This window comes from Hyphomicrobium sp. LHD-15 (assembly GCF_031157355.1).
Lineage (GTDB): Bacteria > Pseudomonadota > Alphaproteobacteria > Rhizobiales > Hyphomicrobiaceae > Hyphomicrobium_C.
This window is the reverse complement of the sequence record NZ_JAVIFT010000007.1, coordinates 136,491-158,572: the sequence shown is the minus strand read 5'-3', so window position 1 is coordinate 158,572 and position 22,082 is coordinate 136,491. Positions and strand designations below refer to the sequence as shown.

The 22,082-nt window shown below is 60.0% G+C and carries 18 protein-coding genes and 1 pseudogene; 9 read left to right on the top strand and 10 right to left on the bottom strand.

The genetic code is table 11. From position 1 onward, the window contains the following. Window positions 1–106: 106 nt before the first annotated feature. The 3 genes from RCO24_RS17945 to RCO24_RS17935 form a co-directional block, all read right to left on the bottom strand. On the bottom strand, window positions 107–4,867 hold the full coding sequence (locus RCO24_RS17945) for a hypothetical protein (protein WP_308964049.1): 4,761 nt from the start codon (window positions 4,865–4,867) through the stop codon (window positions 107–109). A 365-nt stretch (window positions 4,868–5,232) separates the two neighbouring features. Beyond that, entirely contained in the window at window positions 5,233–5,529 is a 297-nt protein-coding gene (locus tag RCO24_RS17940; protein WP_308964082.1) for a Fic family protein, read from the bottom strand. Continuing rightward, window positions 5,508–5,870: a recombinase family protein gene (locus tag RCO24_RS17935; protein ID WP_374990978.1), complete on the bottom strand. Its 363-nt coding sequence runs from the start codon at window positions 5,868–5,870 to the stop codon at window positions 5,508–5,510. Before RCO24_RS17935 ends, RCO24_RS17940 begins: the two co-directional genes overlap by 22 nt. Window positions 5,871–6,477: 607 nt before the next feature. Here RCO24_RS17935 and RCO24_RS17930 point away from each other — a divergent pair. Both RCO24_RS17930 and RCO24_RS17925 read left to right on the top strand, forming a co-directional pair. After that, complete coding sequence (locus tag RCO24_RS17930) at window positions 6,478–6,723, top strand: hypothetical protein (RefSeq protein ID WP_308964048.1); 246 nt, start codon at window positions 6,478–6,480, stop codon at window positions 6,721–6,723. Between the two features lie 148 nt (window positions 6,724–6,871). Next, window positions 6,872–7,489 (top strand): hypothetical protein, encoded by a 618-nt coding sequence (locus tag RCO24_RS17925; RefSeq protein ID WP_308964047.1) that lies wholly within the window; start codon window positions 6,872–6,874, stop codon window positions 7,487–7,489. A 101-nt stretch (window positions 7,490–7,590) separates the two neighbouring features. Here the strand turns inward: RCO24_RS17925 and RCO24_RS17920 are convergent, their stop codons facing one another. After that, window positions 7,591–7,767, bottom strand: a complete 177-nt coding sequence (locus tag RCO24_RS17920; RefSeq protein WP_308964046.1) for a hypothetical protein — start codon at window positions 7,765–7,767, stop codon at window positions 7,591–7,593. Between the two features lie 233 nt (window positions 7,768–8,000). Between RCO24_RS17920 and RCO24_RS17915 the strand changes: the two genes are divergently transcribed. Together RCO24_RS17915 and RCO24_RS17910 are read left to right on the top strand one after the other, a co-directional pair. After that, the gene (locus RCO24_RS17915) at window positions 8,001–9,131 is read left to right on the top strand and encodes a hypothetical protein (protein WP_308964045.1); all 1,131 of its coding nucleotides are present in this window, start codon (window positions 8,001–8,003) and stop codon (window positions 9,129–9,131) included. Between the two features lie 209 nt (window positions 9,132–9,340). Beyond that, window positions 9,341–10,375, top strand: coding sequence for an acyltransferase (locus RCO24_RS17910; protein WP_308964044.1), 1,035 nt, complete (start codon window positions 9,341–9,343; stop codon window positions 10,373–10,375). A gap of 466 nt (window positions 10,376–10,841) precedes the next feature. Here the strand turns inward: RCO24_RS17910 and RCO24_RS17905 are convergent, their stop codons facing one another. From RCO24_RS17905 to RCO24_RS17885, 5 genes are all read right to left on the bottom strand, one after another. Next, window positions 10,842–11,669, bottom strand: coding sequence for an ABC transporter ATP-binding protein (locus RCO24_RS17905; protein WP_308964042.1), 828 nt, complete (start codon window positions 11,667–11,669; stop codon window positions 10,842–10,844). Then, window positions 11,663–12,643, bottom strand: a complete 981-nt coding sequence (locus tag RCO24_RS17900) for an iron ABC transporter permease (RefSeq protein WP_308964041.1) — start codon at window positions 12,641–12,643, stop codon at window positions 11,663–11,665. Before RCO24_RS17900 ends, RCO24_RS17905 begins: the two co-directional genes overlap by 7 nt. Window positions 12,644–12,647: 4 nt before the next feature. Continuing rightward, on the bottom strand, window positions 12,648–13,541 hold the full coding sequence (locus RCO24_RS17895) for an ABC transporter substrate-binding protein (protein WP_308964040.1): 894 nt from the start codon (window positions 13,539–13,541) through the stop codon (window positions 12,648–12,650). Further along, window positions 13,529–15,814, bottom strand: a complete 2,286-nt coding sequence (locus tag RCO24_RS17890) for a TonB-dependent receptor (RefSeq protein ID WP_308964039.1) — start codon at window positions 15,812–15,814, stop codon at window positions 13,529–13,531. Before RCO24_RS17890 ends, RCO24_RS17895 begins: the two co-directional genes overlap by 13 nt. A 105-nt stretch (window positions 15,815–15,919) precedes the next feature. Continuing rightward, complete coding sequence (locus RCO24_RS17885; RefSeq protein ID WP_308964038.1) at window positions 15,920–16,933, bottom strand: LLM class flavin-dependent oxidoreductase; 1,014 nt, start codon at window positions 16,931–16,933, stop codon at window positions 15,920–15,922. Window positions 16,934–17,244: 311 nt separating this feature from the next. On the opposite strand from RCO24_RS17885, the pseudogene RCO24_RS17880 reads away from it, so the two are divergent. Further along, window positions 17,245–17,518: pseudogene (locus RCO24_RS17880) on the top strand (metal/formaldehyde-sensitive transcriptional repressor). A gap of 30 nt (window positions 17,519–17,548) precedes the next feature. Continuing rightward, window positions 17,549–18,640 (top strand): CDF family Co(II)/Ni(II) efflux transporter DmeF, encoded by a 1,092-nt coding sequence (dmeF, locus tag RCO24_RS17875; RefSeq protein ID WP_308964037.1) that lies wholly within the window; start codon window positions 17,549–17,551, stop codon window positions 18,638–18,640. 113 nt (window positions 18,641–18,753) lie between these two features. Here the strand turns inward: dmeF and RCO24_RS17870 are convergent, their stop codons facing one another. Beyond that, a complete protein-coding gene (locus tag RCO24_RS17870) occupies window positions 18,754–19,026 on the bottom strand; it encodes a metal/formaldehyde-sensitive transcriptional repressor (protein WP_308964036.1) in 273 nt (90 codons plus the stop codon). Window positions 19,027–19,563: 537 nt separating this feature from the next. Between RCO24_RS17870 and exbB the strand changes: the two genes are divergently transcribed. The 3 genes from exbB to RCO24_RS17855 are packed head-to-tail and all read left to right on the top strand — an operon-like array spanning window position 19,564 to window position 21,893. After that, window positions 19,564–20,604 carry a tonB-system energizer ExbB gene (gene exbB / locus RCO24_RS17865; protein ID WP_308964035.1) on the top strand — a complete coding sequence of 347 codons (1,041 nt, stop codon included), beginning with the start codon at window positions 19,564–19,566 and terminating at the stop codon, window positions 20,602–20,604. Window positions 20,605–20,607: 3 nt separating this feature from the next. Continuing rightward, window positions 20,608–21,078: a TonB system transport protein ExbD gene (gene exbD, locus RCO24_RS17860; RefSeq protein WP_308964034.1), complete on the top strand. Its 471-nt coding sequence runs from the start codon at window positions 20,608–20,610 to the stop codon at window positions 21,076–21,078. Beyond that, window positions 21,075–21,893, top strand: a complete 819-nt coding sequence (locus RCO24_RS17855) for an energy transducer TonB (RefSeq protein ID WP_308964033.1) — start codon at window positions 21,075–21,077, stop codon at window positions 21,891–21,893. The genes exbD and RCO24_RS17855 overlap by 4 nt, the downstream gene beginning before the upstream one ends. Window positions 21,894–22,082 lie beyond the last annotated feature (189 nt).

Sequence of the window (22,082 nt, the reverse complement as noted above, 5' to 3'; positions counted from 1 at the left end):
ATCGCGACATAGTCGACGTCGTCTGCACGAGCGGGTGCAACGAATGCCAGGCCGCCAAGCACAATAAGCGAGCTGAGTGCTGCGCCGATCGATGACAGAGCTCTGGTCATCTCGGCCCCTGATCCTTCGGAGGTTTCCCTTCGTTGGACATCGCGCCGTAATTGACTCGCTTATCGGGAGTGACCTTCTTCTTGCCAATCGCCCTGATCGTCGTTCGCGTTTGGTCCGGGGTTACCTTTTTTTTGCCGATGGCTCTGATGGGCTTCTTCACATCGAATCCGGGCAAAGACTGATTGATGCCGCCGGTGAGCTTGGGTGGTTTTGTCGCCGTGGGTCCCTTCACCTCCCGCCCACTTGAGCAAACGCCGTTGACGTAACGCGTGCCCGCCGGGCAGCAGTACGGCGGCCTGCCAACCGGTCGTGACGCTGGACAAGGGGTGACGTTGTTGCCCGCGGTCGAGGAAACGGGAATGCAAAGCGTACGTCCGTTCTTCTTGATCTTGCGCGTGCTCGCTGGGCAGGCCTTGGGTTCGCTCGGGTTGAGCGTCGGATTTGATCCGCCTGTAAGCTTCGGCCCGTCGTTGGGACGTCGGCAGAGGCCGTTGGAGAAGAACGTTCCGATCGGACAGCAATTGGGATAATTGCCGATCGGGCGCGAGCCCGAGCATCTCGGCGGATCGGCGACAACGGTCCTCTTGCCCTTGGGGCTGTCGCCTATCGTGCCGTTCGTGCCGCCGCGCAAGGGTTCGGATTTCCGCGGAGGATCGGGGGAAACGGCGGAATTGCTGCCGCCCGTCGGCGCGTCTTCGACGCTAGCCGTGCGCTGGTAGCACGAACCGCGTTGCGCGTCATATTCCTTGCCATCCGGGCACGCGCACTTGCCTGATGTGGACACCAGCGTCATGCCGCCGTAGCACGTCACCTCAGGCATAACGCAGGCCTTCACGGCCGCGTCGTAACGTAGGGGCGGCTTGCAGCAATCCGGATATTCGCCGACGTACCCCGGAAGGCACACACGCTTCGGCGCCTCCGCGGTTTTCGATTTGCATTCCGGGCTGTCGATCGTGGCCGTCGCAGAGGCACTGTATTGTGCGCGGCTGCTGGTATTGGCGCGACCGATTTGGACGATTTGCGCTTCGTTCTTGACGTCGCATTGTCCGGAGCCAAGCGAGCTCTTTGGCACCTGGACAGAAACATCGAGCGTGAGTTGCTCGTTCACCGCCAGCGTTACGGCCCCGTGATGGCAGTGGAACATTCCGCCTGTCGGAGTGCACGACCAGCCTTGCGATGTCGTCGTCAGTATCGCGCCGTTCGGAACGGCTTCCACAATATCGATCACGCCATTCTGGAACGGATCGGGGCCGGTAGAGGTGACGACTAGCGAGAAGCCGCAGTCAAAGCCGTCGCCGCTCGCTGCGCACGCCTTGGCCGCTTTCGACAGCGAAAGACTAGGCGGATCGCAAGGGATCTTGCCGCCCTTGTTTTCGCCGGGTTCGAGCGTTGCAGTTGCCTCCGCCGAGGGCACCGCTCCTGTACCGATCGGCGAGATGATCCGCACGGTGTTCGTGATCTTGCACTCACCCGGCGGCGTATCGACCGGTACGGCGGAGAACGGAATTGAGGTGTCGAGTGTCAGCTCGATGCTTTCGTTGGGCTGAAGCCCAGCGTCGTTTTTTACTTCGCAACTTCTCGAGGGCGAAGCGGCACCGCCATTGAGCTCGCAAACATGTCCTCCGGCGCTGACGATGTTGGTCAATGTAGGCAGCGAGGTATCTTCCGAGAGAACGATTGGGCCGGTAACCGGAGACGTGCCGGTGTTCTTGATGTTGACCGTCCAACCGCATCTCCATTCCGATCGGGCTTCACCCTTTCCGCACGTTGGCACTGTAGGCGCCTTGGTGATTTCGAGCGTTGGGGGTGGCTCGGACGGCGCATTGGTGGGGGTGCCCTGGTCGTCGGGAGTATTGGTGTTGAAGGCGATGCAGGAGGTGTCGTCGGCGGGATTTGAATCCTGGCTCGGCGCTGGTGAAGCGCCCGCTTGTGCAGAGCCGGGCGTCGTCGCACCAGACGGAACCTGATCCAGCTTATCAGCTGCCGCTGTCGATTCATCGGCAACCCTCACATCGAACGATTTGTCCGTGCCTTCCGGCAACACGACCGTGGCCACGAGATCTTCATTCGACCCTGCGGGAAACGAGGTGTCGAACGTCGTAATCGTTGCGTCGACGTTCCTCGACCCTGTCGGTACTATGTTTTGATCGCCCTTGCTGATCGTGGCCCTCTTGGGCGCCGTATTCGAAAGGATCTCAATCTTGGGGTTATCGAGCTGACTGGGGTTCTGAAATTTGAGCGGAACGGAGCAGACCTGCTCTCCGTTCTGGGGCGGCTGGCATGTCGTCTGACCATTGCGCAAAACTCTCGGGGCTCGATCCACCGATGGTTGTGCGATGGGCTCTTGGTCAATCGGGTAATCGGCTGAAAACACGACGGGGGTCCCGGTCTCTCCGGCCGCAAGCTCGCTGGACCCGCGAAAGAACGTGCCGTCTCCGCGTATCCCACTACCAGAACTGGGGGTTACGTTTGTGAACCCGGCTTGGGGTGGCGGCTCGGTTCTGAACTTGATGAACTGGGGAGCAGACGCCGCGGAGTTGTTCGTAAAGGCGACAGGAAACGTGCACTTCTTGGTTTTGCCATCCGGATTGTTTGTGCACGTCGGTGTGTTGACGTTGGCCACAGATAGGCCGTCGGCCGGGGGGGCAGTACCCGCATCTGCTCCAACAGCGGGAAACGTCAAGCTCGCGCAGTTCTCGATGGTCGTACCACCCGCTGGCACGTCGAAGGTCGCCTTGAGCACCGGCGGCCTGGGGGCACCATCTGCTCCAGTTCTTGGCGGCACAATGGTCCCGGTAGGAAACGTGTTTGTAGCCCCTGTCGGCGTTTTCGTGATGCCGTTTGGCGTTTCGATCTCCGGCGTGCCTTTCACGAAGTCGTCGTTCAGGACGACGCCGCTGGCGTCGAACGGTGTCGCGCCCGTGTTGCGCACGGCGATCGTGTAGATGCAGGTGCCCTTGTTTCCTGTAACCGTGCACTGCTGCGTCTTCTCGACCGCTAAGTTGGGCGCGTTCGGATCGACGGCGGCATCCTCGACCGGCGGAGCATCTTCCACTGGCGGGCCTTCTTCTCCCTCCGCCACGGGCGGCCCGCCGCCTCCTCCACCACCAGCAATAGGTGGACCACCTCCGGCAACAGGCGGGCCACCGCCCTCTACCGGCGGCCCGCCCTCTGCGACAGGAGGAGCTTCGATCGGCGGGCCGCCGGCGTCCCCGCTGCAATCCTGTACGCCGAGTACCGCGCCGACATGGCCGCGCTCGTTCACATTGCCGAGCCGGCCGTCGAAATCGACGAATACGCTCTGGGACGGCGGCGTGTTGGCAGGCCTTGCAAGGGTCGCAGCGTTGAGCTGGACGCCGTGTGATACGGCGTCATCCGAGGTCGCATCGGACAGCGTGTCGCCACTGGCGATCAACGTTCCGATACATTGAGCAAGATCGATCGAACCGTCGGCGGCAAACGCATGACCGAGTGCGACGCCGCCGCTTGCGGAGGTATGGCCGTCTGCGCCGCCGACGGAGAACTCTTCGACCTTTTCAGCCCAATGCGCGCCCGGTGTCGCCGCACCCTGCGCCAACGGCGTGAAGCGGAAGATGCGGCCGCTCTCGGGTTCCACAAACCTGCTGAAATCGAATTGGCTTATTGGCGCGCCGCGCAACGCGAGGATCAGGCGCCCATCCTTGTCGAAAGCCATCGACGTTACGGACGAAGGCTTCTCTGTCTTGACCTGCGTTTCGATGCGAGCGTCCGCACCGAACGAGCCAGCGCCATCGATGGCGACCGACCAGACCTCCGGCCCCTCCGCGACGGCGTAATAGAGGCGGCTTTCGCGAACCGCGAGCGCGGTTACCCGGCGTTCCGGCGGAGTAAAGCCCCAGGTTTTCGGATCGTCGGGATGAAAGGCGGGGCTCGCGAGATCGAGCCGCTTGCCGTCATCCGTGACTGCGGCTTTACCCGCCGCCTTCCGACCCTTGTCACCATGATCGAACGTAGCGGTGCTCGCCCCGCCGCTGTCGAGCGAGAAACGATGGATAAGACCCGTGTCGAGATCGGCAGCAAAAAGACTGCGGCTCTTCGCGTCGACCGCAGGACCGGCAAGGCCGGCGCCGCTATTTGAAACACCGCCTGCGTCGGTATTGGCGAAGACAGTCGCCGTACCCTTGGCAACGTCGATCTTGTAGATCGTGCCCGGACCCGCGTCTGGCAGCCCGCCGAACTGCCCGATCATGAACCTCGCACCCGGCGTACCGGCCTTGAGGCGGATCGGCGTACCGTCCCCGTCCGGCGCGCCCGCTACGACCTGCAGCCCGAAGGCTGATGTCGCGGCCGTAAACAAGCTTGGCGTCGCCGAGCCGTCATCGAACGCCAAACCGAACACTTGGCCAATATCCTTGGCCTTGATCTCTAATTTGACCTGAGGGCTGAGCAGCTGCCCCGCGGGCACGCCGCCGATGGACCCAATTCCGAAAGCCCGTAACGAAGCCGCGTCGCTGTTTATGACGGTCTTTTCGACCGGGTTGACGCCTGGCGCGATGCCCCCGTTGCCGGCAAGCTTCGTACCCGAAAAGCCGGTGACGATGACATCACCCGGAGCGAGCGGTTGAGCCGTTGGAGAATTGGGATTTTGAGTTGTTGAAGCGGCGGATGTCGCGCCGTTTGTTTGGGCCGTCGCGACAGAACAGTCACATACCAACTGGACGGAAATCAGAGATAGCACGCAGGCATCGAAACGCTTGATCCGATTTGCAAACCACATGCGCCGACCTCAACATGTCCGAGGTCCGCAGGATGGCAAATAGTAAACGTGTTGGCGTCATCCGTTCGGATGATATGGCCGCGATTTGATGACGGACAGAAGTTGTCGCAATCTCAGAAGGCGCCACAGCGCGAGTGAGCTAAAACCTATCGCACGCACCTTGGTGAGTTTGACGCAGAGCGTTGCGCCGCGTTCTGGACGCTGCGCCCGGCATTGGTGAAACCGCATGCGTTCGCTGCCGGTTGAAAACCGGATAACATTTGGCTCATGGAGCGCACCGAGGACTTCCCTTCTGCGACGTCCGCTAACTCGGCCTTTCGGACATCTAACGGCTTCGCAGGCCGAATTCCGCGGAGTTCTGCGGCTCAACCGAATTTGCCGGCCGTACCCTCGATGATGAACCGCGCGAAGGGCAGGGCGTCGCCGCCGACGCTCGCCTGTTCGAGGCTCTCCAAATATTCGGCACGGTTTTCGAAACGGACGATGAGCCAAGGGACGCCGCCAGATGCGAGCATGGCGTTCATGAGAAAACGGGCTGTTCGGCCGTTTCCGTCCGGAAAGGGATGGATATAGCCCATCAACCAGTGACCGAGAACGGCCCGTACTAAGGGCGATGTCTCGTGCTGAAGCAGATCGAACATCATGTCGAGGGCATCTGGAATTGCTTCCCAACGCGGTGGACGTGAAAGAGCAGTCGGCCGCTGGCGGTTGTCGTATCGATGGCTTCGGAGAGCGACCGGAACCCGACGCCTTCGACTTCGAGGCGGGTCGTGATCTGAATGAGATGGGCTAAGCTACGCCCTAGCCGATCCAGCTTCCAGACAACCAGTACGTCGCCGGCGGTTAGGGAAGTCAGCGCCTCGCTGAGCGCTCGGCGTTCCGTTGCCGCGCCGCTGATCCCTTCGTCGCAAAATACTTGATGGCAACCAGCCAACCTTAGCGCGTCGAGCTGCATTGCTAAGTTCTGTTCGTCCGTCGATATGCGCGCGTAGCCGATCAACATGCCTTTCAAATCGCAAGCCGCTCTCGTGCGCGGAAAACCGCGTGTGGCTCACATTATCAAATGGGGTCCCTTTCGACGGTGCGCGCACCTCAAACAATTGGGTGGCGAAACTCATCACTTTTTAAAGTTTACTATACCACATCCGATCGCGAAATCCCACAAGACAGCCAGCGGTCGGTTTCCGAAGCGTGTTCACATCGGGCCGGGGCGTGTCGTTTGGCTTCAGGACGATGTCATCCGCTGGATGCAGTCCAAAGCCAGCGCGCGAAGGGGCCACTCCATGGCTTCGAAGGTGGTCATTGGCCCTCGGGATCGCTCCATCTGCAAAAAGGAGATCCGTGGCCTCGTGCCTTACTCAGTAAAGCACCTGCGTGTCCTAGAACTAGCTGGCAAGTTTCCAGAACGTATTCGCATCGGGGACAATCGTTCTGCTTGGCTAGAACGAGAAGTTCGCGATTGGATGAGCGCTCGATGTGCCCCTCGCAAGACGAAGAAGGGCAGCGCGTGAACTCCTTGTTTGTCCAACATCACAATGAGAAAGAGATGACCACGGAGAGCTGCAGAACAGAAGCTGACAACTGCTAAAAATCACGCGTGGACAATTCCAGTGATCATGCTGACGCATGCAATTTCAAGCAAGCAAACGCCGAATTTGTCCCAATCTCGTCCTAGCTCTATTCGTACTCGCAATTTTTCACGTCAACCCATTGAAGGTCTTGGGAACCTTCGAACCCTCGACCCCATGATCAACAACACTCAAATCATGATCGAAAATATCGCCAATCTCAAAACTCAACCAATTGATAATGTTTGTAAAATTGGTGAGCCGGGAGGGGCTCGAATAACACTTTGACTTCAATCAGTTAGTCTGCAGTGGGAAGCTCAAAGCGACCGCGGAATACCGCACATTTTCGCACAGTAGTTTCCCACTCTCCTCCTCTAAAAATATGGCAGTCAGCCCTCTGGTGACGTCGAGCCTTATCTGTTGAGTGGAGTGCAAGATGGAATACGAAGATGATGCTGTGCCTTTGAATGCCAGTGAGCTCGAAGGCGTTATCTGGACTGAAGCGCAAGACTTGGCTTACGGTTTTGGCGGCCGATGGGACATCCCGGCGGCTGGCGTTCACAAGGCGTTTGACGACATCCATACCGCTACCGGTGAAGTCCAATCGCTGGTGAAGTCCAAGCTCTACGACGAAGAATTCCGACTTCTGGCCGCGCTCGCAGGACACATCTCCGACAAATGCGAAGACCTTGAATCAACCATACGCGAGCACTTCAGCAGGAAGGCTCATCGGATTGCTGGCGCGCCTTACCCGCATGAGCAGGTCTATCCGTACGGCGAAATCATTGAGCCCGGTCGGCGAGTACTTCGCACGGCTGGTAAAGCCTTGAACGAAGTCCGCGTTCACGACGGGCTCGAGGACCTTTTCGATGCCCATACTCTTCTGAACCAGTGCGAAGAAAGTTGCCTATCAAAATTAGCGCAAGCAGCGAAACAAGAGGAACTGGCCCGTCGGATCGATGCAATCACCAATGCCTGTGAAGCGCTTGAGGAATCCCTTCGGGGAGCGCTCAGCCGCCGTGCAAGACGCCAACGTCGGCAAAACATCCTTTAAAAATCAGCACAACAAGTCCGGTGGGAACTGCTCCCGCCGGACTCTCAAGCTCAGCAAAAGCCCGACAGACCTAGATCGCGTTCCACGTTAGCGACAGCCTGTCACTTCCGTCCCTTCATCCGCTGCTCGAGCACCTCGATGCCCAGCGCCACCAGCTCGCGGATGAAGGTCGAACGGTCTGGCTCATCAAGGCGCTCGGCCCGCAAGGCATCTACGCGATCCAACAGCGAAGGCGGAAACCGCACTGCCACCTGCCCGGCGCGCTCACCAGCCTTCATCGATGGCCTTCCAACGCGGCGTGTTGCCTTTGCCATTTTGGTCAGCCCCGCTAGTTGTTGCATCGACACAACATTACGTCAGACAAATATTTACGTCAATTATCTTGTGTGGCAGTTGTTTTTGTCATACATTTATTGACGTTACTGGATGACGAAAAGGCCGGCAGCTGCGCTAACAGCTCCGGCCCGTGTCTCAAAACCCCTCCCCCTTCTCAAAGGAAAGGACTTTCGACATGAAACACATACCATCTCCCGCCGCGCTTGTCATCGCAGGCATCGCGGCCGTTCTCGGCGCCCTCGGGCTCCTGGCGCTTCAAATCGTGCTCGGCCTCGAATACACCGACGGCGGCACGCCTGGCACGCGCTGGTCGATGATCGGCGCCATGGTCACGCTCGCGCTGCTGCCGGTGTTCTGCGCCATCGCCTGGCGTACTGGTGCCCGCCTCATCGCGGGCGCGATCGGCATCTCGTTCGCCGCGTTCCTGTTCTACTCGCTGCCGGCCACATCCGGCCGCACGGGCGAGATCAAGGAGGCGAACGCGGCGCTCGAAACCAAGCACATCGAAGACAAGGCCCGCGTTCAGGCCGACTACGACGCCACGAAAACACTGGTCGAGGAATCCAACAAGTGGCAGCCGAAAGCGTGCAAAGGCGGCCCCGGCAAGGATTGCAAGTCGGCGACCTTCATCCTCAACCAGCGGCAGGCGTCGCTCGAGAAGCTGACAAAGCAGCTCGAGGCCTTCGTGGCCCCACCGACGGGCGACCTCGGCTCCACGCTATGGGCCTGGGCGCTTTCGTGGGCGGGCTTGACGGCCGGCGCCATCCGCAAGGGCACCGTGATCGCCTTCGCAGTCGGCCTCGATTTCGCGATCTGGTCGCTGGTGGCGCTCGGCGAGTATTTGATCGCGTTGGCACTGCAGGTGCGGCGCGAGCGCAAGGCAGCAAAGGCCATTACACTCCGTAACGACCTTCCGGTCGACGTCACCGGACAGTCCGACTATGCGGCCATGTCGGACCATCCGGCGCTACTCAAGAACGCTCCGGCGAGCCCGGAGCGTCCGGCCGGCGGCACCAAGCCGGAGCGTCCGGCGCCGAAAGGCCACGGCCCGGATGCGAAGTGGGCATCCGGAGGGCCGAAAAAAGGTCCGCCGGACGGACGGACGGACGGATTGAAGGGCGAGGTGCGCAGTTACGTGCTCGACCAGATCTCGGACGGACGGAGCGTACCGAGCAACATTTCGTTGCAGGTGATGTTCGGAGTACCGCGGTCGACGGTGTCGGACTGGCTCGGAGAATGGGAACGCTCCGGCGTTATCCCAGCGCGCCGGACGGTCGGACGGTGCAAGGCTATCATACCGGCGTAAAAGGTAGGATAATCCTGCCTTTTTCGAACCATTCGAAAATATCGAATAGTTGCCCAGCGCCCCGGAGGCTCACCCCTCCGGGGTTTTCATTACGGATACCTCCGTACTCACAGCAAAACGCTCCAGCTTTCTGATCTGCGTCAGGTACATTACGAATCCGCTAGTCACTTCGACCTGTCCCCTTACGATACTCCGTGGGGGGACAATCGATGATCCGCAACATCCAGATGCTCCGCGGCATTGCCGCCATGCTCGTTGTGCTTTGCCACGCCACCCTGCAATGGGGTTCATGGCTTCCATGGCTGAAAAGCTATGCCTTCGCCGCCGGATTCACAGGCGTTGATCTGTTCTTCGTGATCTCCGGATACGTCATTTCGAGATCCGCCGTTGCAGCATCCGAGAACAAGGGCCGACTGGCGGGCGCCGCTGATTTCGGCTTCAACCGCGCGGCCAGGATCTACCCGCTGTATTGGGTCGTCCTCGCCGCTTCGATGGTGGCAGCATTCGCGATCACCGGCTCGGTATCGTGGGGCAAGCCCGCGTCTCTCTGGCATGCCATTGCCCTTACAGGCGGAAACCCGATCGTCTCGGTTGCATGGACGCTGCGGTTCGAGATCTGGTTTTACAGCCTCGTCACTGTCCTAATTCTGATCACGCCCGCGCAGTTCATCCGCTGGGCTCTCGGAACGTTCGCGCTGGCCTACGGGGGGTTGCTGATATGGGCGCAAGTAACCGGCTTCAGCTACGGCATCCTGCTGTTTCCAGTGGTGCTCGATTTCCTGTTCGGCATCCTCGTTTTTCTTTACTTGGACAAGGGCTGGAAAGTCCCACCGGCTGCAACCGTGGCGATAGGCATCGTCGGTTTGTGCATCGGCACCTACCTGATGATGGGCAATTCCTGGTCCAAGGCGGACCTGCGACCCTACTATCTCGGCATTCCAGCCGCCATTCTCGTTGCCGGCATGGTTGCACTCGAACCGAAGAGGAGCGCGCCACGGTTGTTCGTCTCAATGGGCGATGCGTCCTACTCCACCTATCTGTGGCACTGGCCAATCCTCTACGGTGCCACGATGGCAAAGGTGAGTTACCCGGGTCCGCTGACGGTTGCGGCGATCCTCATCGTCATTCCGACGCTCGGCTGGCTGTCGTTTCGGTTCATCGAGCGGCCGATTGCGGGCTGGATCGCAAAGAGGCGTCGCGGGATTTCACTGGCTCTCACGAGGAAAGCTCCCGTTCCGGCTTGATACCAGCGCGCCGGACGGTCGGACGGTGCAAGGCGATCGTTCCGGAGCATCGCCGGACGGTTGCGGCGAAGTAGTTACAGAGAGAAACTACAAGGAAATCCCGTATAGTGGCGCAGTTCCCCGGAGGCGTAAGCCTCCGGGTGGTTTCGTTTCTGGGTCGCGGCCAGCATGGCGTCGGCCTCTACCGGCGTAGCGAGACGCTTTGCCGAGAAAGCGGACGTCAACGAGGTTTCCAAAAGATGGCTCGATGGACCTCATCCGGTTGTCAGCAGTGCTCTTTAAAGCAGACAATGGCTCAAAGCGCCAAGCCAGCCAAACCACCCGTTCGGAGAAGCCGAAAAGAGATCATCGTCAAGCGCGCTGAACTAGGCGAACGGCTGTGGGTAATGCAGACCGACCCGCTAGCCACTAATCACTAAACGCACGCATGTCGGAAAGGCAACGGCCGATGGAACGGCGCGTGTTGCTATAGAGGCGCCGCTTTGACAATTCCTACGGTTGATCGGGCGCCGACAACAGCTACCTGCTTCGCCGAGGGTGAGCCAGTCGGCCAACCAATACCGGCAAACCTGACATTGTCGATTTTCGAACGCAGAAATCGAACGCCAAACGTCTCTTCGAGGTGCGACGTCTCAAAAAGTTCCGCCGCAGATCCGTCGGCAACGACCTGTCCGTTCTTCATCATGACGATACGATCGAAGAAGCGGAACGCGAGATCGATATCGTGCATTACCGCGATGCAAATCCCCGTTCGCCCACGCTTCGCGATACGTTCGATCATGTCCAGCCGATAAAGCGGGTCGAGAGCCGCGGCCGGCTCATCGGCGAGCAAGATGGGAGGATCGATGGCGGTTACCATCGCCAGAAGGATGCGCGCGCTCTCTCCCCCGGAAAGCGTCGACCACCAGCGGTTGGCGAAATCGCCAATCGCGTGTGTGGTCAGCACCTCATCCACGCGCACGGCAGCAGCAGCCGTTCCCACGCGCTCGACCGAAATGCGCAACAGGTCGCGCACACGGATATCCCAGTGTGGAGCGAAGTGCTGCGGCATGTATCCGATCGTTCGCGCGCGCTCGTCCGCAGGCACATGCTGCAAAGCCTGATCGCCTAAGGCAACGGCGCCTGCCGATGGGTAAAGCAACCCAGCGAAGGTTTTGAGCAGGGTCGATTTTCCCGCGCCATTGGGACCTATGATCGCGATTGATCCAGCCCCGCGAGCGGACAGGCTGATGTCGTCAAGCAGCAGCTTTCCCGCGCGAATGAGCGATAGATTGTGGGCGACAAGACTCACCATTGTCTGCTCCTTGCAAGGAGAAACAAGAAGAACGGGCCACCTGCAACGGCCGTCACGAGGCCAAGTGGAATCTCGGCTGGCGGCAACGCAGAGCGGGCAATGGCGTCAGCCAGTGTTACGATAGCGGCGCCGATCAAAGCCGACGCCGGAATCACAGAACGATGGAGTGGTCCTAACCTCCAGCGCGCGATGTGCGGCGCGGCGAGCCCGACAAAGCCGATCAGACCGCCCACCGTAACGGAAATCGCAACCGTCGCCGCTCCCACCAGAACCGCCACGCCAATGAAGCGATCGACATTCATCCCGAAGGTGGACGCCATCGCCTCTCCTAGGCCGAGCTTATCCAGTCCCGGCGCGAGCGCGAGGCAGCCAAGCAGTGCCGCCAACGAGACCGCAGCGAGACCGCCGACGCCGGCCCAGGTCGGCGTCTGCATGCCTCCCAGGACCCAGCTCAGCACCACTTGCAAGCTCACCGTTTCATCGGAGAGCGCCAGCATAAGAAACGATTTGAAGGCTGCAAGAACCGCGGACACCGCTACGCCCGACAGAAGAAGCGTCGACACATCCATCGTGCCTGCGGCACGCGCGACGCCGATCACCAGAAGCGTCGCCCCCCAAGCACCGGCGAATGCAAGTATTGGCAATGAGAAGGTTTGCGATAGGCTGAGTGGAACAAGCAGCGCTACGGTCGCCCCCAACGCAGCGCCGCCAGCCGAACCAAGCAGATAGGGTTCTGCGAGGGGATTGCGGAAGACGCCTTGGAAGATCGCTCCACCCAGTCCAAGCAGTGCGCCGACGAGTGCCGCGGCGAGAACGCGCGGCACGCGCCATTCAAGGAGCAACGCGCTCTCCATTGAAGTGTCACCCGCCAATGCCCTGAACACGGCATCAGGGCCCTCCCAGGTATGCCCCGCGCAGATTCCGACGGTGAGCGCGAGAAAAACGAAACCGCCAAGTGTTATCCAGACGCGCATTCTGTCAGTGCCCCGTATGCAATTGGCGAGCAAGACGCTCGATGCCGTCCACGGTGCGCGGACCCGGGATCAGCCACTCAGCACGCGGCACCGTCCATGCCCGCCCTTGCTTTACCGCGACGAGATCTCTCCAGCCGGGACGAACGAGAAGATCGTCTAGATCCTCCTGCCCTCCGGCAAACAGGATGACGTCCGGCGAAGCAGCCAGAATGGCCTCCGGCGAGACTTGCGCCAGCGTCGTGAGCGTGGGCAACGCAGGCACCGTGCCGGCAATTCTCATTGCGTCGCCTGTATAAGTGTTGGGGCGTGCGATCAAAAAGAGTCCGTTGCCAAGACGGCCAGTGATCATGACGGCCCGTAGCAGAGGACTGTTCTGGTTCCGCTCTGCGACGGCCGCAAGACGTTTCTTGAGCTCGTCCGCCGTCTTCTCTCCGCGTTCCATTTGCCCGGTTGCACGGCCGAGCAAACGCAGGTTGGCCATGACCTCCGCCATGGTGCGCGCGGTGAGAACGATGACGGGAACCCCAACCCGCTGCATCGGCTCGACGAGTTGATTGGCGGCTTGGCGCGCGGGAGTAACGATGACGAGATCGGGCCGTTGCGCGACGACCGCATCGACCGAAAACCCGAGGCGCCCGCCGATGTGAGGTTTACCGACGATCTCCGGTGGATAGGGCGTCATGGCGTCGATGCCGACAATGCGGTCGGCAAGGCCAAGGGCCGCAACCAATTCGGTGTTGGACGAGAACACCGTCACGATGCGTTGCGGCGGCGTAGCGATCTCGACCGTCCGTCCAAGCGCGTCGACGACCGACACCCTTTCCGCCTGCACTGCCGGTGACCAGAGGCCAGTGGTCGCCGCTAGTGCGGCGACCACTGTGCGCGTTACCATCGCCATTGCAGACCCGCCACAAACTCACGACCTGGCATGGAGGTGCCGCAACCGCCGTTCTGATAGGCGGGATCCGCAATGCACGGCTCTGTGTCGGTCGCGATAAGGATCGGGTGCTCATTGACATTGAAGAGGTTGTTCACGCCGGCGAAGAACTTCACGCCTTCGGCGAGCTCGATGTCACCGCGAACGTTCCAGGTCCAGAACGGATCCTTGCGGTGAATGTAGCTCGACGTAGGCTCGACGCCGGGGATGAAGCGCTCCTCGCTATCGTACCACATGGGACCGCGTAGCAGGGCGACAGCCTGCAGAGACCAGTCTCGGACGCTGGGACCCGACTGTCCAAACCGTGTTCCAATAGAGGCCTGATATTCGTAGATGCGCTGCGGCTTGTCCGTGTTAGCAGTCGCAGAAGCGCCCTTGTCGACCATGTCAAAATGATAGTAGCCGTTCGAGAACAGATTCCAACGCCAATTGCTCGGACCGGGCGCCACCAAGCGCAGGATATTCGCGTCGAACCCCACCTCGATGCCGCTCACCTCGATGTCGCCTGGATTATTAATGTAGTCGGATGTCTGCGGGGAGACACCTGAACGCGGAAGCGTTGTGATCCGGTCGGAAATGACGTTCTGAAACACGGCGACATCAAGTGTTCCAAGCCACCCATTTATGTTCGCTCCGACCTCGATCTGACGGTTGGTCTCCGGATCCAGGTTAGGGTTGCCGAATACGCGCGTGCCGTTCAGGTTTGTCGTCTCCGCCGCGAGCTCCGTGGCGGTCGGGGCGCGGAAGCCCGTTGAGGTGCCTGCGCGCAGGATCACGCCATCGGTAATCGCGAGGGTTCCGCCGAACGAATACGTCAGCGCGTCGTAATCCTGCGATGTATTGTTCTGATTAAGATAATGCGGCGTGTGGTCGAAGGTTGTAGTTCCGGTCGTGTAGCGAATGCCGCCCCGTAACCCCAACGTGTCATTGAAGAAAGACTGGGAATCCTCGAAGTAGAACCCGTTAACTTGGTCGGTTTGGTTGTTATCCTGAGGCGGTATCTGCGCGATCGACGCGCCGCCGAGCCCGAGGCGGAAGCGATCGGAGCGCACTGTACTCTGCTCGAAATCCCAACCAAGCAACAGCTCATGCCCTTCCCAGGGGCGCACTCGTGGTTGGAAACGTGTTCCGATGACGTCAAGCTCACGGCGATTGTGGTCGAGCGAGGTGCCGCCGCCGTTTGGCGAGGCCCATTTGAAATTGTCTACATCCTCGACGACGTAGCCCTGCAGGAACCAGTTGAACACCCCGTCCGACGTGCGGCCGAAGTAGCTCGCATCTGCGGACTTGTTTGAACGGTCTTCCTTGCTGAGAGTATTGGCGCCCGAACCGCGGAAACCGACATCGTAGATGCCGTCGGTGCGAACGTTGAACTCGAGCCGGTTGTTAGGATTGATCTGATAGCCGAGGGAGGCCGTCGCCCCGCGGCGCTCCCAGTCGGTGTTCTCCATCGTGCTGCCGCCCTTGCCGCTGTGATAGTCGCCGCGCTCACCGCCCGATACGCCGACGTAGTAATCGACGCCGTTGCTCACGCCGCCTTGCTGCACCTTGCCCTGGTGAAGATCCCAGGAGCCGATGCTGCCCTCCACCAGCGTGCCGGGCGCAGAGCGGCCGGTCTTCAAAATGATGTTGATGACACCGCCGAGATTCTGGCTTCCGTAAACCACCGACGCCGGTCCGCGGACGATTTCGATGCGATCCACGTCGGAGAGCGAGAGTTTCGAGAGGTTCGCGGTGCCGGCCCGATGGCCGTTCAGCAGCACCAATACCTGGCTGCGGAAATCCTTGCCCTGGCCGTCCGTCGCGGCGCCGCGGATATTGATCGAGGTCTGTCCCGGCGTCCATTCACTGAAGAAACCGACAGCGTTCTCTCGCAGGAGCTCGGTGACCGATTGTGATGACGAACGCTCGATCACCGCGCGATCAATGACCTGGACGGTACCGGCCACCTTGCCACGCGCCTCGGGGCGCCCGCCCGGCGTGACAACGAGTGCATCCGAGGCAACGGCCGATGCGGCTGGGCCGCTCTGCTTCTGCGGATTGCTCTTGCGTTGCTGCGTGGCCTTCTTGGCTGTTTGCGCCTCCGATGCCGTCGCCTCCACCTCGATGCCCGGCAGAACAACCGTGCCCTCAGAATCCTTGGCCACGGTTTCCTGTGCGGAAGCTCCCTGCGGAATTACCGCCATTGATACCGAGAGCGCTGCAATTAGCGCACTCGTCCTGCAAACTGTCATTTCAGTTACTCCCCAATTCGAACGTAGGATTCCCTGCGTCCGAGCCCCCCGGCACGCGTCGTCATCTGGTCTGTGTTGAAGCCGAACTTGAGTTCTTGACGGATCTCAAGATCTGTAGGCGCGCAAATCCAACGCTCTAGCTATGAGCTCATAGGATTTGAACTGGTCGGCCGCGTTGTAAGCTGAGGTCAGAAGCACGAGTTCGTCGATGGCATGCTCCTCCGCGATGCTTTGGAGGCGCTTCGCCACTTCGGAGGCAGAGCCGACAAGCGAATAACGACGCATGTCGTCGATACAGGCCTGCTCGTCTTCCGAGTAGATCGCCTCGTGCGTCTGCTCCGGATCGACAATCGGCACGCGTATTCCTCTGGCCAGCATCGCGCGCCAGTAGGCCCTCGGAGAAAAGAGGCGGTCCGCTTCCTCTGAGGTCTCTGCCGCGATCGTCCAAATCGACAACGACGCCAAGGGATGGGCAAGCTCACGACTTGGGCGAAACTCGGCCCGGTAAGTTTCTATCGCCTCTCGGGAGAGGCCGTAGCTGGCGCTGTTCGAGAAGTTGAAGCAAAACGGCAGCCCCAAACGGGCGGCGTGCTTGGCGCCCCGCAATGTACTTCCCAGCATCCATGGCACCGGCCCATCGACGTCGCGCGGATAGGCTTGAACATCGTCGTCGCTGGACGGCGCCGCACCATTGTACTCAAGCCATTGCAGCAACTCGTCGACGCTATCGTTGTGATTTCTTTCAGGAACACCGCGGTTCATAGCTGCCACGAAAGCGGGCGCTCCGCCGGGCGCGCGACCTATGCCAAGATCAATGCGTCCGGGCGCAATTGCACTCAGCACACGAAAGGTCTCAGCCACCTTCAAGGGTGCGTAATGCGTGAGCAGCGTCGCCGCGCTGCCAACGCGGATACGGTCGGTCACCGCCGCCACCGCGGCACATAGTATTTCCGGAGCAGGTCCAACATTGGTTGGATTGCTGTGATGCTCTCCTATCCAATAGCGATGGTATCCAAGGCGCTCGCAGTGTTGCGCAAGGGCGATTGCGTTCTGCAAGGTAGCCTGATGGCTTCGGCCGGCGGACGTGGCCGATTGATCTAGCACTGAGAGTCTAATCATGGGCGATCACCGGCCGGCCCTTCGGCGATCAAAGCCTCTCCAAAGCCAAGCGAGAGCAACCTCTCATCGCACAAGTCGCTTCGATCAGTCGATGCGGTAGTCAAACACGCCCCCAATTCGCAGAGTAGCGGGACGGCGGGCATCCGTGCCCGCCTGAGATCCGCACTCAATGCGCCCCGACATATACGTCGGCGAAAGTGCGGCAGGTCAACGAATGAATCCTGCATATGTTATCAGCAAAAATAGTATACCCCCCTATGCCATATTAAAGTATACCCCGTCAGGCTATCTCTTGCGGAGGTGCACGCTCCATGTCGCACACCATTCGGGACAAGAAAAAAACTCCTAGCCCGCGTGCGACGCATCAGCGGGCAACTCGAGGGCCTGGAGCGCGCCCTCGAGGCAGAAGTTTCTTGCTCCGAAGTGCTTCGCCAGCTCGCTTCGGTGCGGGGCGCCATCAGTGGGCTGACAACAGAAGTGATTGAGGACCACATCCGAGAGCACATCCTGGAAGCCAAATCGCCATCCGATCGGCGTCAAGGTGGCGAGGAGCTGATCAGCGTCCTGCAGACCTACATGAAATAATTCGCTCATTCTTGGGGGAAAACACAATCAATGACTCAGATAGACAGAACCAGCACCAGCCACGATCACGTCTTTCTTGGCGATCATCACAGCCGAAACGAGAGAAAAGTGTGGTTCGTGATCGCGCTGACGGCCAGCATGATGGTGATCGAGATCACGGCCGGAACGATCTATGGCTCAATGGCTCTCGTCGCGGACGGCTGGCACATGTCGACCCATGCGGGCGCAATGCTCATCGCCGCGTTCGCGTATTTTTACGCGCGGCGCTACGCTCACGATCCTCGTTTCACTTTTGGCACCGGCAAGCTCGGCGACCTCGCTGGTTTTGCCAGCGCAGTCCTATTGGCGCTGATTGCGCTCCTGATCGGATGGGAGAGCGTCGTACGCCTAGCTAACCCGGTACCCATCAGCTTCGAGCAGGCGATGGCGATTGCGGTCGTCGGACTGATCGTCAACCTCATCAGCGCTTGGCTTCTGAAGGATGATCACCATCATCATCACGGACATGGGCATGATCATGGACACGGGCACCATCATCATGGACGCCACGATCATGCTCATGACCACCGCCATGATGACGATCATGATCACAATGACCATACGAGACACGGTCACGACAACAACTTGCGGGCGGCATATCTGCATGTCCTCGCCGATCTGCTGACATCAATCCTAGCGATCGTGGCCTTGGCTGTTGGCAGTTTGTACGGCTGGAACTGGGCTGACCCGCTAATGGGCGTCGTTGGCGGTCTGGTCATCGCCCACTGGTCCTGGGCGCTGATCCGTGACGCCGGCAGCGTCCTCCTTGACGCCGTTCCACAGGGCAAAGAGCTGCAAGGCGAAATCCACGAGGTCATCGAGCAAAACGGGGACCGCATCACCGACCTGCACGTTTGGCAGCTCGGGCCAGGACACTTCGGAGCGATCGTCTCCCTCACCTCCAGCGAGCCCAAGGACCCATCGCATTACAAAGCACGGCTCACCAAGGTGCATGAGCTGTCACACGTGACGATTGAGGTTGAAGCTGCGACGACCTCACGGGCGGCCGCGATCGAAGATTTGGCTGACAATGGCTGGACAAACGCTGCAGAGCAAAACCAGATCGCAAGAATTGCAGGTTGATCGCCGACGCACAGGATCGGTCAGCGGCAACGCCCAACAATACCGACGAAAAAAAAGCGCCGCTTGCAGTCAAGGCTCAAGCGGCGCCTATGATCCATCCCATTGCGAACTGGTTACTTCATGTAGGTCTGCAAGACGCTGATCAGCTCCTCGCCGCCCTGGCGCCGATCGGACGGCGATTTGGCATCCAGAATGTGCTCCCGGATGTGGTCCTCCACAATTTCTGCGGTCAGACCGCTCGTCGCTCCGCGGATCGATGCGAGTTGGCGCAGAATCTCGGAGCACGGCACTTCTGCCTCGAGGGCGCGTTCCAAGCCTTCGAACTGACCTTGAATGCGACGCACCCGCGCGAGCAATTTCTTCTTGTCTCTGATGGTGTGGGACATAGAGCGCACGTCTCTCAGATTCGAACTTTCCGAACACACCATACCGGAAAAATTAATGAGGTGCGTACTGCAAAATTAACGAGCTGGCCCACTCGACTTATAGCATGCCCCACCATCCCTTCTAGTAATATAGGGGGCTATACTATTCTCGTATATAAGAAATGCGGAAATCCTTCGTTGACCTTGAGCTTGAGTGGCCCCGTATATGGATTAGGCACGATGAGTTGCGCTCCGCGATGGGGTAGGGACATCAGCCGTGGCGCCCCCTGATCGATTTCGCTTCCGGCGTGAACGTTCCATGCTGCCAGCCATCTAGGGTCCTACGAGCTGCTTGCGAACACACTCGAAAGCCGGCTCGGCACCTGCCAGGGATAGAAAATTCCTGTCCGGGTTCTCACTAAAGAACAGTCTAGCAAGACACAGGAGCGTACCATTTTCCTCGAACTGTCCGGAACACCATCAGGAAATCGCTTCGAAGCGAAGGCGTGGGACAACGCTCGTCGGTCCACGTGCAACTTCGTCCTCATTGTCCTCTTGATGATGCTTCCCACGCTGCAACTTGCACACGCACAGGATGCCGGCGATCTGAAAGAACCGGCTTCCTCTGCGCCGAGCTCGGTACCTGCAATTCTTGAGCAGAGCACTGAACCGAAAAACGCTCAGACCCCCAATACCGCCGCGACGAGTGAAGCATCTGCACTCCCTGCCGCGACGAACTCCGCTCCAGCAACCGAACCAGTGCCGGCGAAGCAGGCAACAGTGACGGACGAAAATTCAACCGCTCCGTCCGCAAGTAACTTTCCTTCCCATGACGTGACAGCCGCTGGGGTTTCCGCGTCATCGGAGGCACATTCAGCGCCTCAATTGACCGCCAAACCTTCCCCGACCAAACCTCACGATCTTTCGCCATGGGGAATGTTCCTGCAGGCGGACCTGGTCGTAAAGTCGGTGATGATCGGTCTGGTTCTCGCGTCGCTTGTCACCTGGACCGTTTGGCTTGCAAAGACATTCGAGCTTTGGGCCGCCAAACGTCGTCTCTCAAAACAGCTTCGCAACCTCAGCACGGCAAACTCGATTCATGAAGCCTCAAGCCTGGTCGAGGTGAATCGCGGCGCGGTTCCGGCGATGATCCGAGCGGCGATCGCCGAAACCCGGGCGTCATGGGACGTTGCCGACAAGCACGCCATCAAAGAGCGCATTCAAGCGCGACTCGACCGGGTCGAACTGGCCGCTGGGCGCGACATTAACCGCGGTACCGGTCTACTCGCGACCATCGGATCCACGGCGCCGTTCATCGGTCTCTTCGGCACCGTCTGGGGAATCATGAACAGCTTCATTGGCATCTCTGAATCGCAAACGACAAACCTCGCCATCGTCGCGCCGGGCATTGCCGAGGCCCTCCTCGCCACGGCCTTCGGACTCGTCGCAGCCATCCCCGCCGTTATTATTTATAACCATTTCGCCCGCGCGATCGGCGGCTACAAAGCGTTGATCGGCGATGCGTCTGTCACAGTGCTTGGCCTTGTGTCGCGCGACTTAGATCGCGGCATACGCGCCGAACTCATGGCCGCGGAGTAATTCATGGCCGGACGTCTTGAAGGTGATGACGCCACGGAAACGCATGAGATCAACGTCACGCCGTTCATCGACGTGATGCTGGTGTTGCTGATCATCTTTATGGTCGCAGCCCCGCTTTCGACCGTCGACATTCCGGTCGATCTGCCCGTTTCGGCCGCCCAACCCGCTCCCAAACCGGACAAGCCGCTGTTCGTGACGCTCAAGGCAGACCAATCCCTCGCCGTGGGAAACAACTCGGTGCTATGGGGCGCTCTCGGCTCGGCGCTCGATGTCGAGACTGGATCCGACCGCAACAAACGGCTGTTCTTGCGAGCTGACAAAACGGTTCAGTACGGCGAGTTGATCCGTCTGATGGATACCTTGCGATCGGCGGGTTACGTAAAAATCGCACTCGTCGGCCTGGAAGGTTTGCCAGCTCCATCTCAGGATGCGCCCCCCTCCTCTGGAACGACAGCGAGCCCTGCCACGCCATGATTGCGCACCTCGAACCATTCGAAGTTTCGCGTTCACGTCACAGCCGCTGGCTGGTCGCCTCGGTGATGATGATCTCGATGCACGCTGCCGCCGGCGCATTGGCATACGTTGAGTGGTCGGACGAGGTCACCAGCGACGAGACGGAAGGCGCATACATGGTCGAATACGCGCCGGAAACCGTTTCGCCGCCGATCGAGATGCTCAATCTGGCCATCGGTCCACGCGCCGACGAAGCTGCCGCGGCCGTCGCGGCAACCGAGGAGGAGGTCCAGAAGTCCGAGATAGAGACGCCGAAGGTTCCCGAGGCACCGCTGGCACCTCAGCCGGAAGTCGTCGTCAAAAATAGCGAGCCGGTGGAAGAGACCGAAGAAAAGAAGGCCGAAGAGAACCCGCTTCCGAAGCAGGTGGCGGCTCCCACCGCGTCATCCGCGGCGCAGGAGGCGAGCGCTCCGCCGCCAGTCGAGGCCCCCGAGGCTGAAAAGCCGGCCGCTGCCAAACAGGGCTTGTCGTCAAAGCCGTCGCAGGCCACCCTAACGTGGCAGAAGGCTGTCGCTCTCCACCTCAACAAGCACAAAAAATATCCAAGCGACGCGCGTTCGCGGGGCGAACAAGGTGTGGCGCTCGTCTCGTACTCCATCGATCGTTCAGGCAAGGTTGTCGCCGCTCGGCTCGACAGAAGTTCTGGCTCGGCACTTCTCGATCAGGCAGCGCTCGACGCGCTCAACAGCGCAAGTCCGTTCCCCGCACCGCCAACGGATGTTATCGACGTAACCTTCAAGTTCGCGCAGCCGATCCAGTTTCGGATCAAACGCTAGAGTGCTTGCTTGTCGCGGGACCACGATACATGCTCGTTGACCACACGCTGAAGCGCTTCGCTCCTCTCGGCGACCAACTGTTAATTCCGATATACGAGGACTATTCGTTCGCAAATCTGCCTGCCACTCTGCACTATTTGCTGACGGGGGAGCGTATTGGTCCACTGTTGCCGGTCGACTGCTTCGGGG

Bases quoted from the DNA above. Each gene is read 5' to 3' on its own strand.
- RCO24_RS17945 (WP_308964049.1), bottom strand. From the start codon at position 4,867: ATGTGGTTTGCAAATCGGATCAAGCGTTTCGATGCCTGCGTGCTATCT.
- RCO24_RS17935 (WP_374990978.1), bottom strand. From the start codon at position 5,870: ATGTTGATCGGCTACGCGCGCATATCGACGGACGAACAGAACTTAGCA.
- RCO24_RS17925 (WP_308964047.1), top strand. From the start codon at position 6,872: ATGGAATACGAAGATGATGCTGTGCCTTTGAATGCCAGTGAGCTCGAA.
- RCO24_RS17920 (WP_308964046.1), bottom strand. From the start codon at position 7,767: ATGAAGGCTGGTGAGCGCGCCGGGCAGGTGGCAGTGCGGTTTCCGCCT.
- RCO24_RS17915 (WP_308964045.1), top strand. From the start codon at position 8,001: ATGAAACACATACCATCTCCCGCCGCGCTTGTCATCGCAGGCATCGCG.
- RCO24_RS17910 (WP_308964044.1), top strand. From the start codon at position 9,341: ATGATCCGCAACATCCAGATGCTCCGCGGCATTGCCGCCATGCTCGTT.
- RCO24_RS17905 (WP_308964042.1), bottom strand. From the start codon at position 11,669: ATGGTGAGTCTTGTCGCCCACAATCTATCGCTCATTCGCGCGGGAAAG.
- RCO24_RS17900 (WP_308964041.1), bottom strand. From the start codon at position 12,643: ATGCGCGTCTGGATAACACTTGGCGGTTTCGTTTTTCTCGCGCTCACC.
- RCO24_RS17895 (WP_308964040.1), bottom strand. From the start codon at position 13,541: ATGGCGATGGTAACGCGCACAGTGGTCGCCGCACTAGCGGCGACCACT.
- RCO24_RS17890 (WP_308964039.1), bottom strand. From the start codon at position 15,814: ATGACAGTTTGCAGGACGAGTGCGCTAATTGCAGCGCTCTCGGTATCA.
- RCO24_RS17885 (WP_308964038.1), bottom strand. From the start codon at position 16,933: ATGATTAGACTCTCAGTGCTAGATCAATCGGCCACGTCCGCCGGCCGA.
- dmeF (WP_308964037.1), top strand. From the start codon at position 17,549: ATGACTCAGATAGACAGAACCAGCACCAGCCACGATCACGTCTTTCTT.
- RCO24_RS17870 (WP_308964036.1), bottom strand. From the start codon at position 19,026: ATGTCCCACACCATCAGAGACAAGAAGAAATTGCTCGCGCGGGTGCGT.
- exbB (WP_308964035.1), top strand. From the start codon at position 19,564: ATGATGCTTCCCACGCTGCAACTTGCACACGCACAGGATGCCGGCGAT.
- exbD (WP_308964034.1), top strand. From the start codon at position 20,608: ATGGCCGGACGTCTTGAAGGTGATGACGCCACGGAAACGCATGAGATC.
- RCO24_RS17855 (WP_308964033.1), top strand. From the start codon at position 21,075: ATGATTGCGCACCTCGAACCATTCGAAGTTTCGCGTTCACGTCACAGC.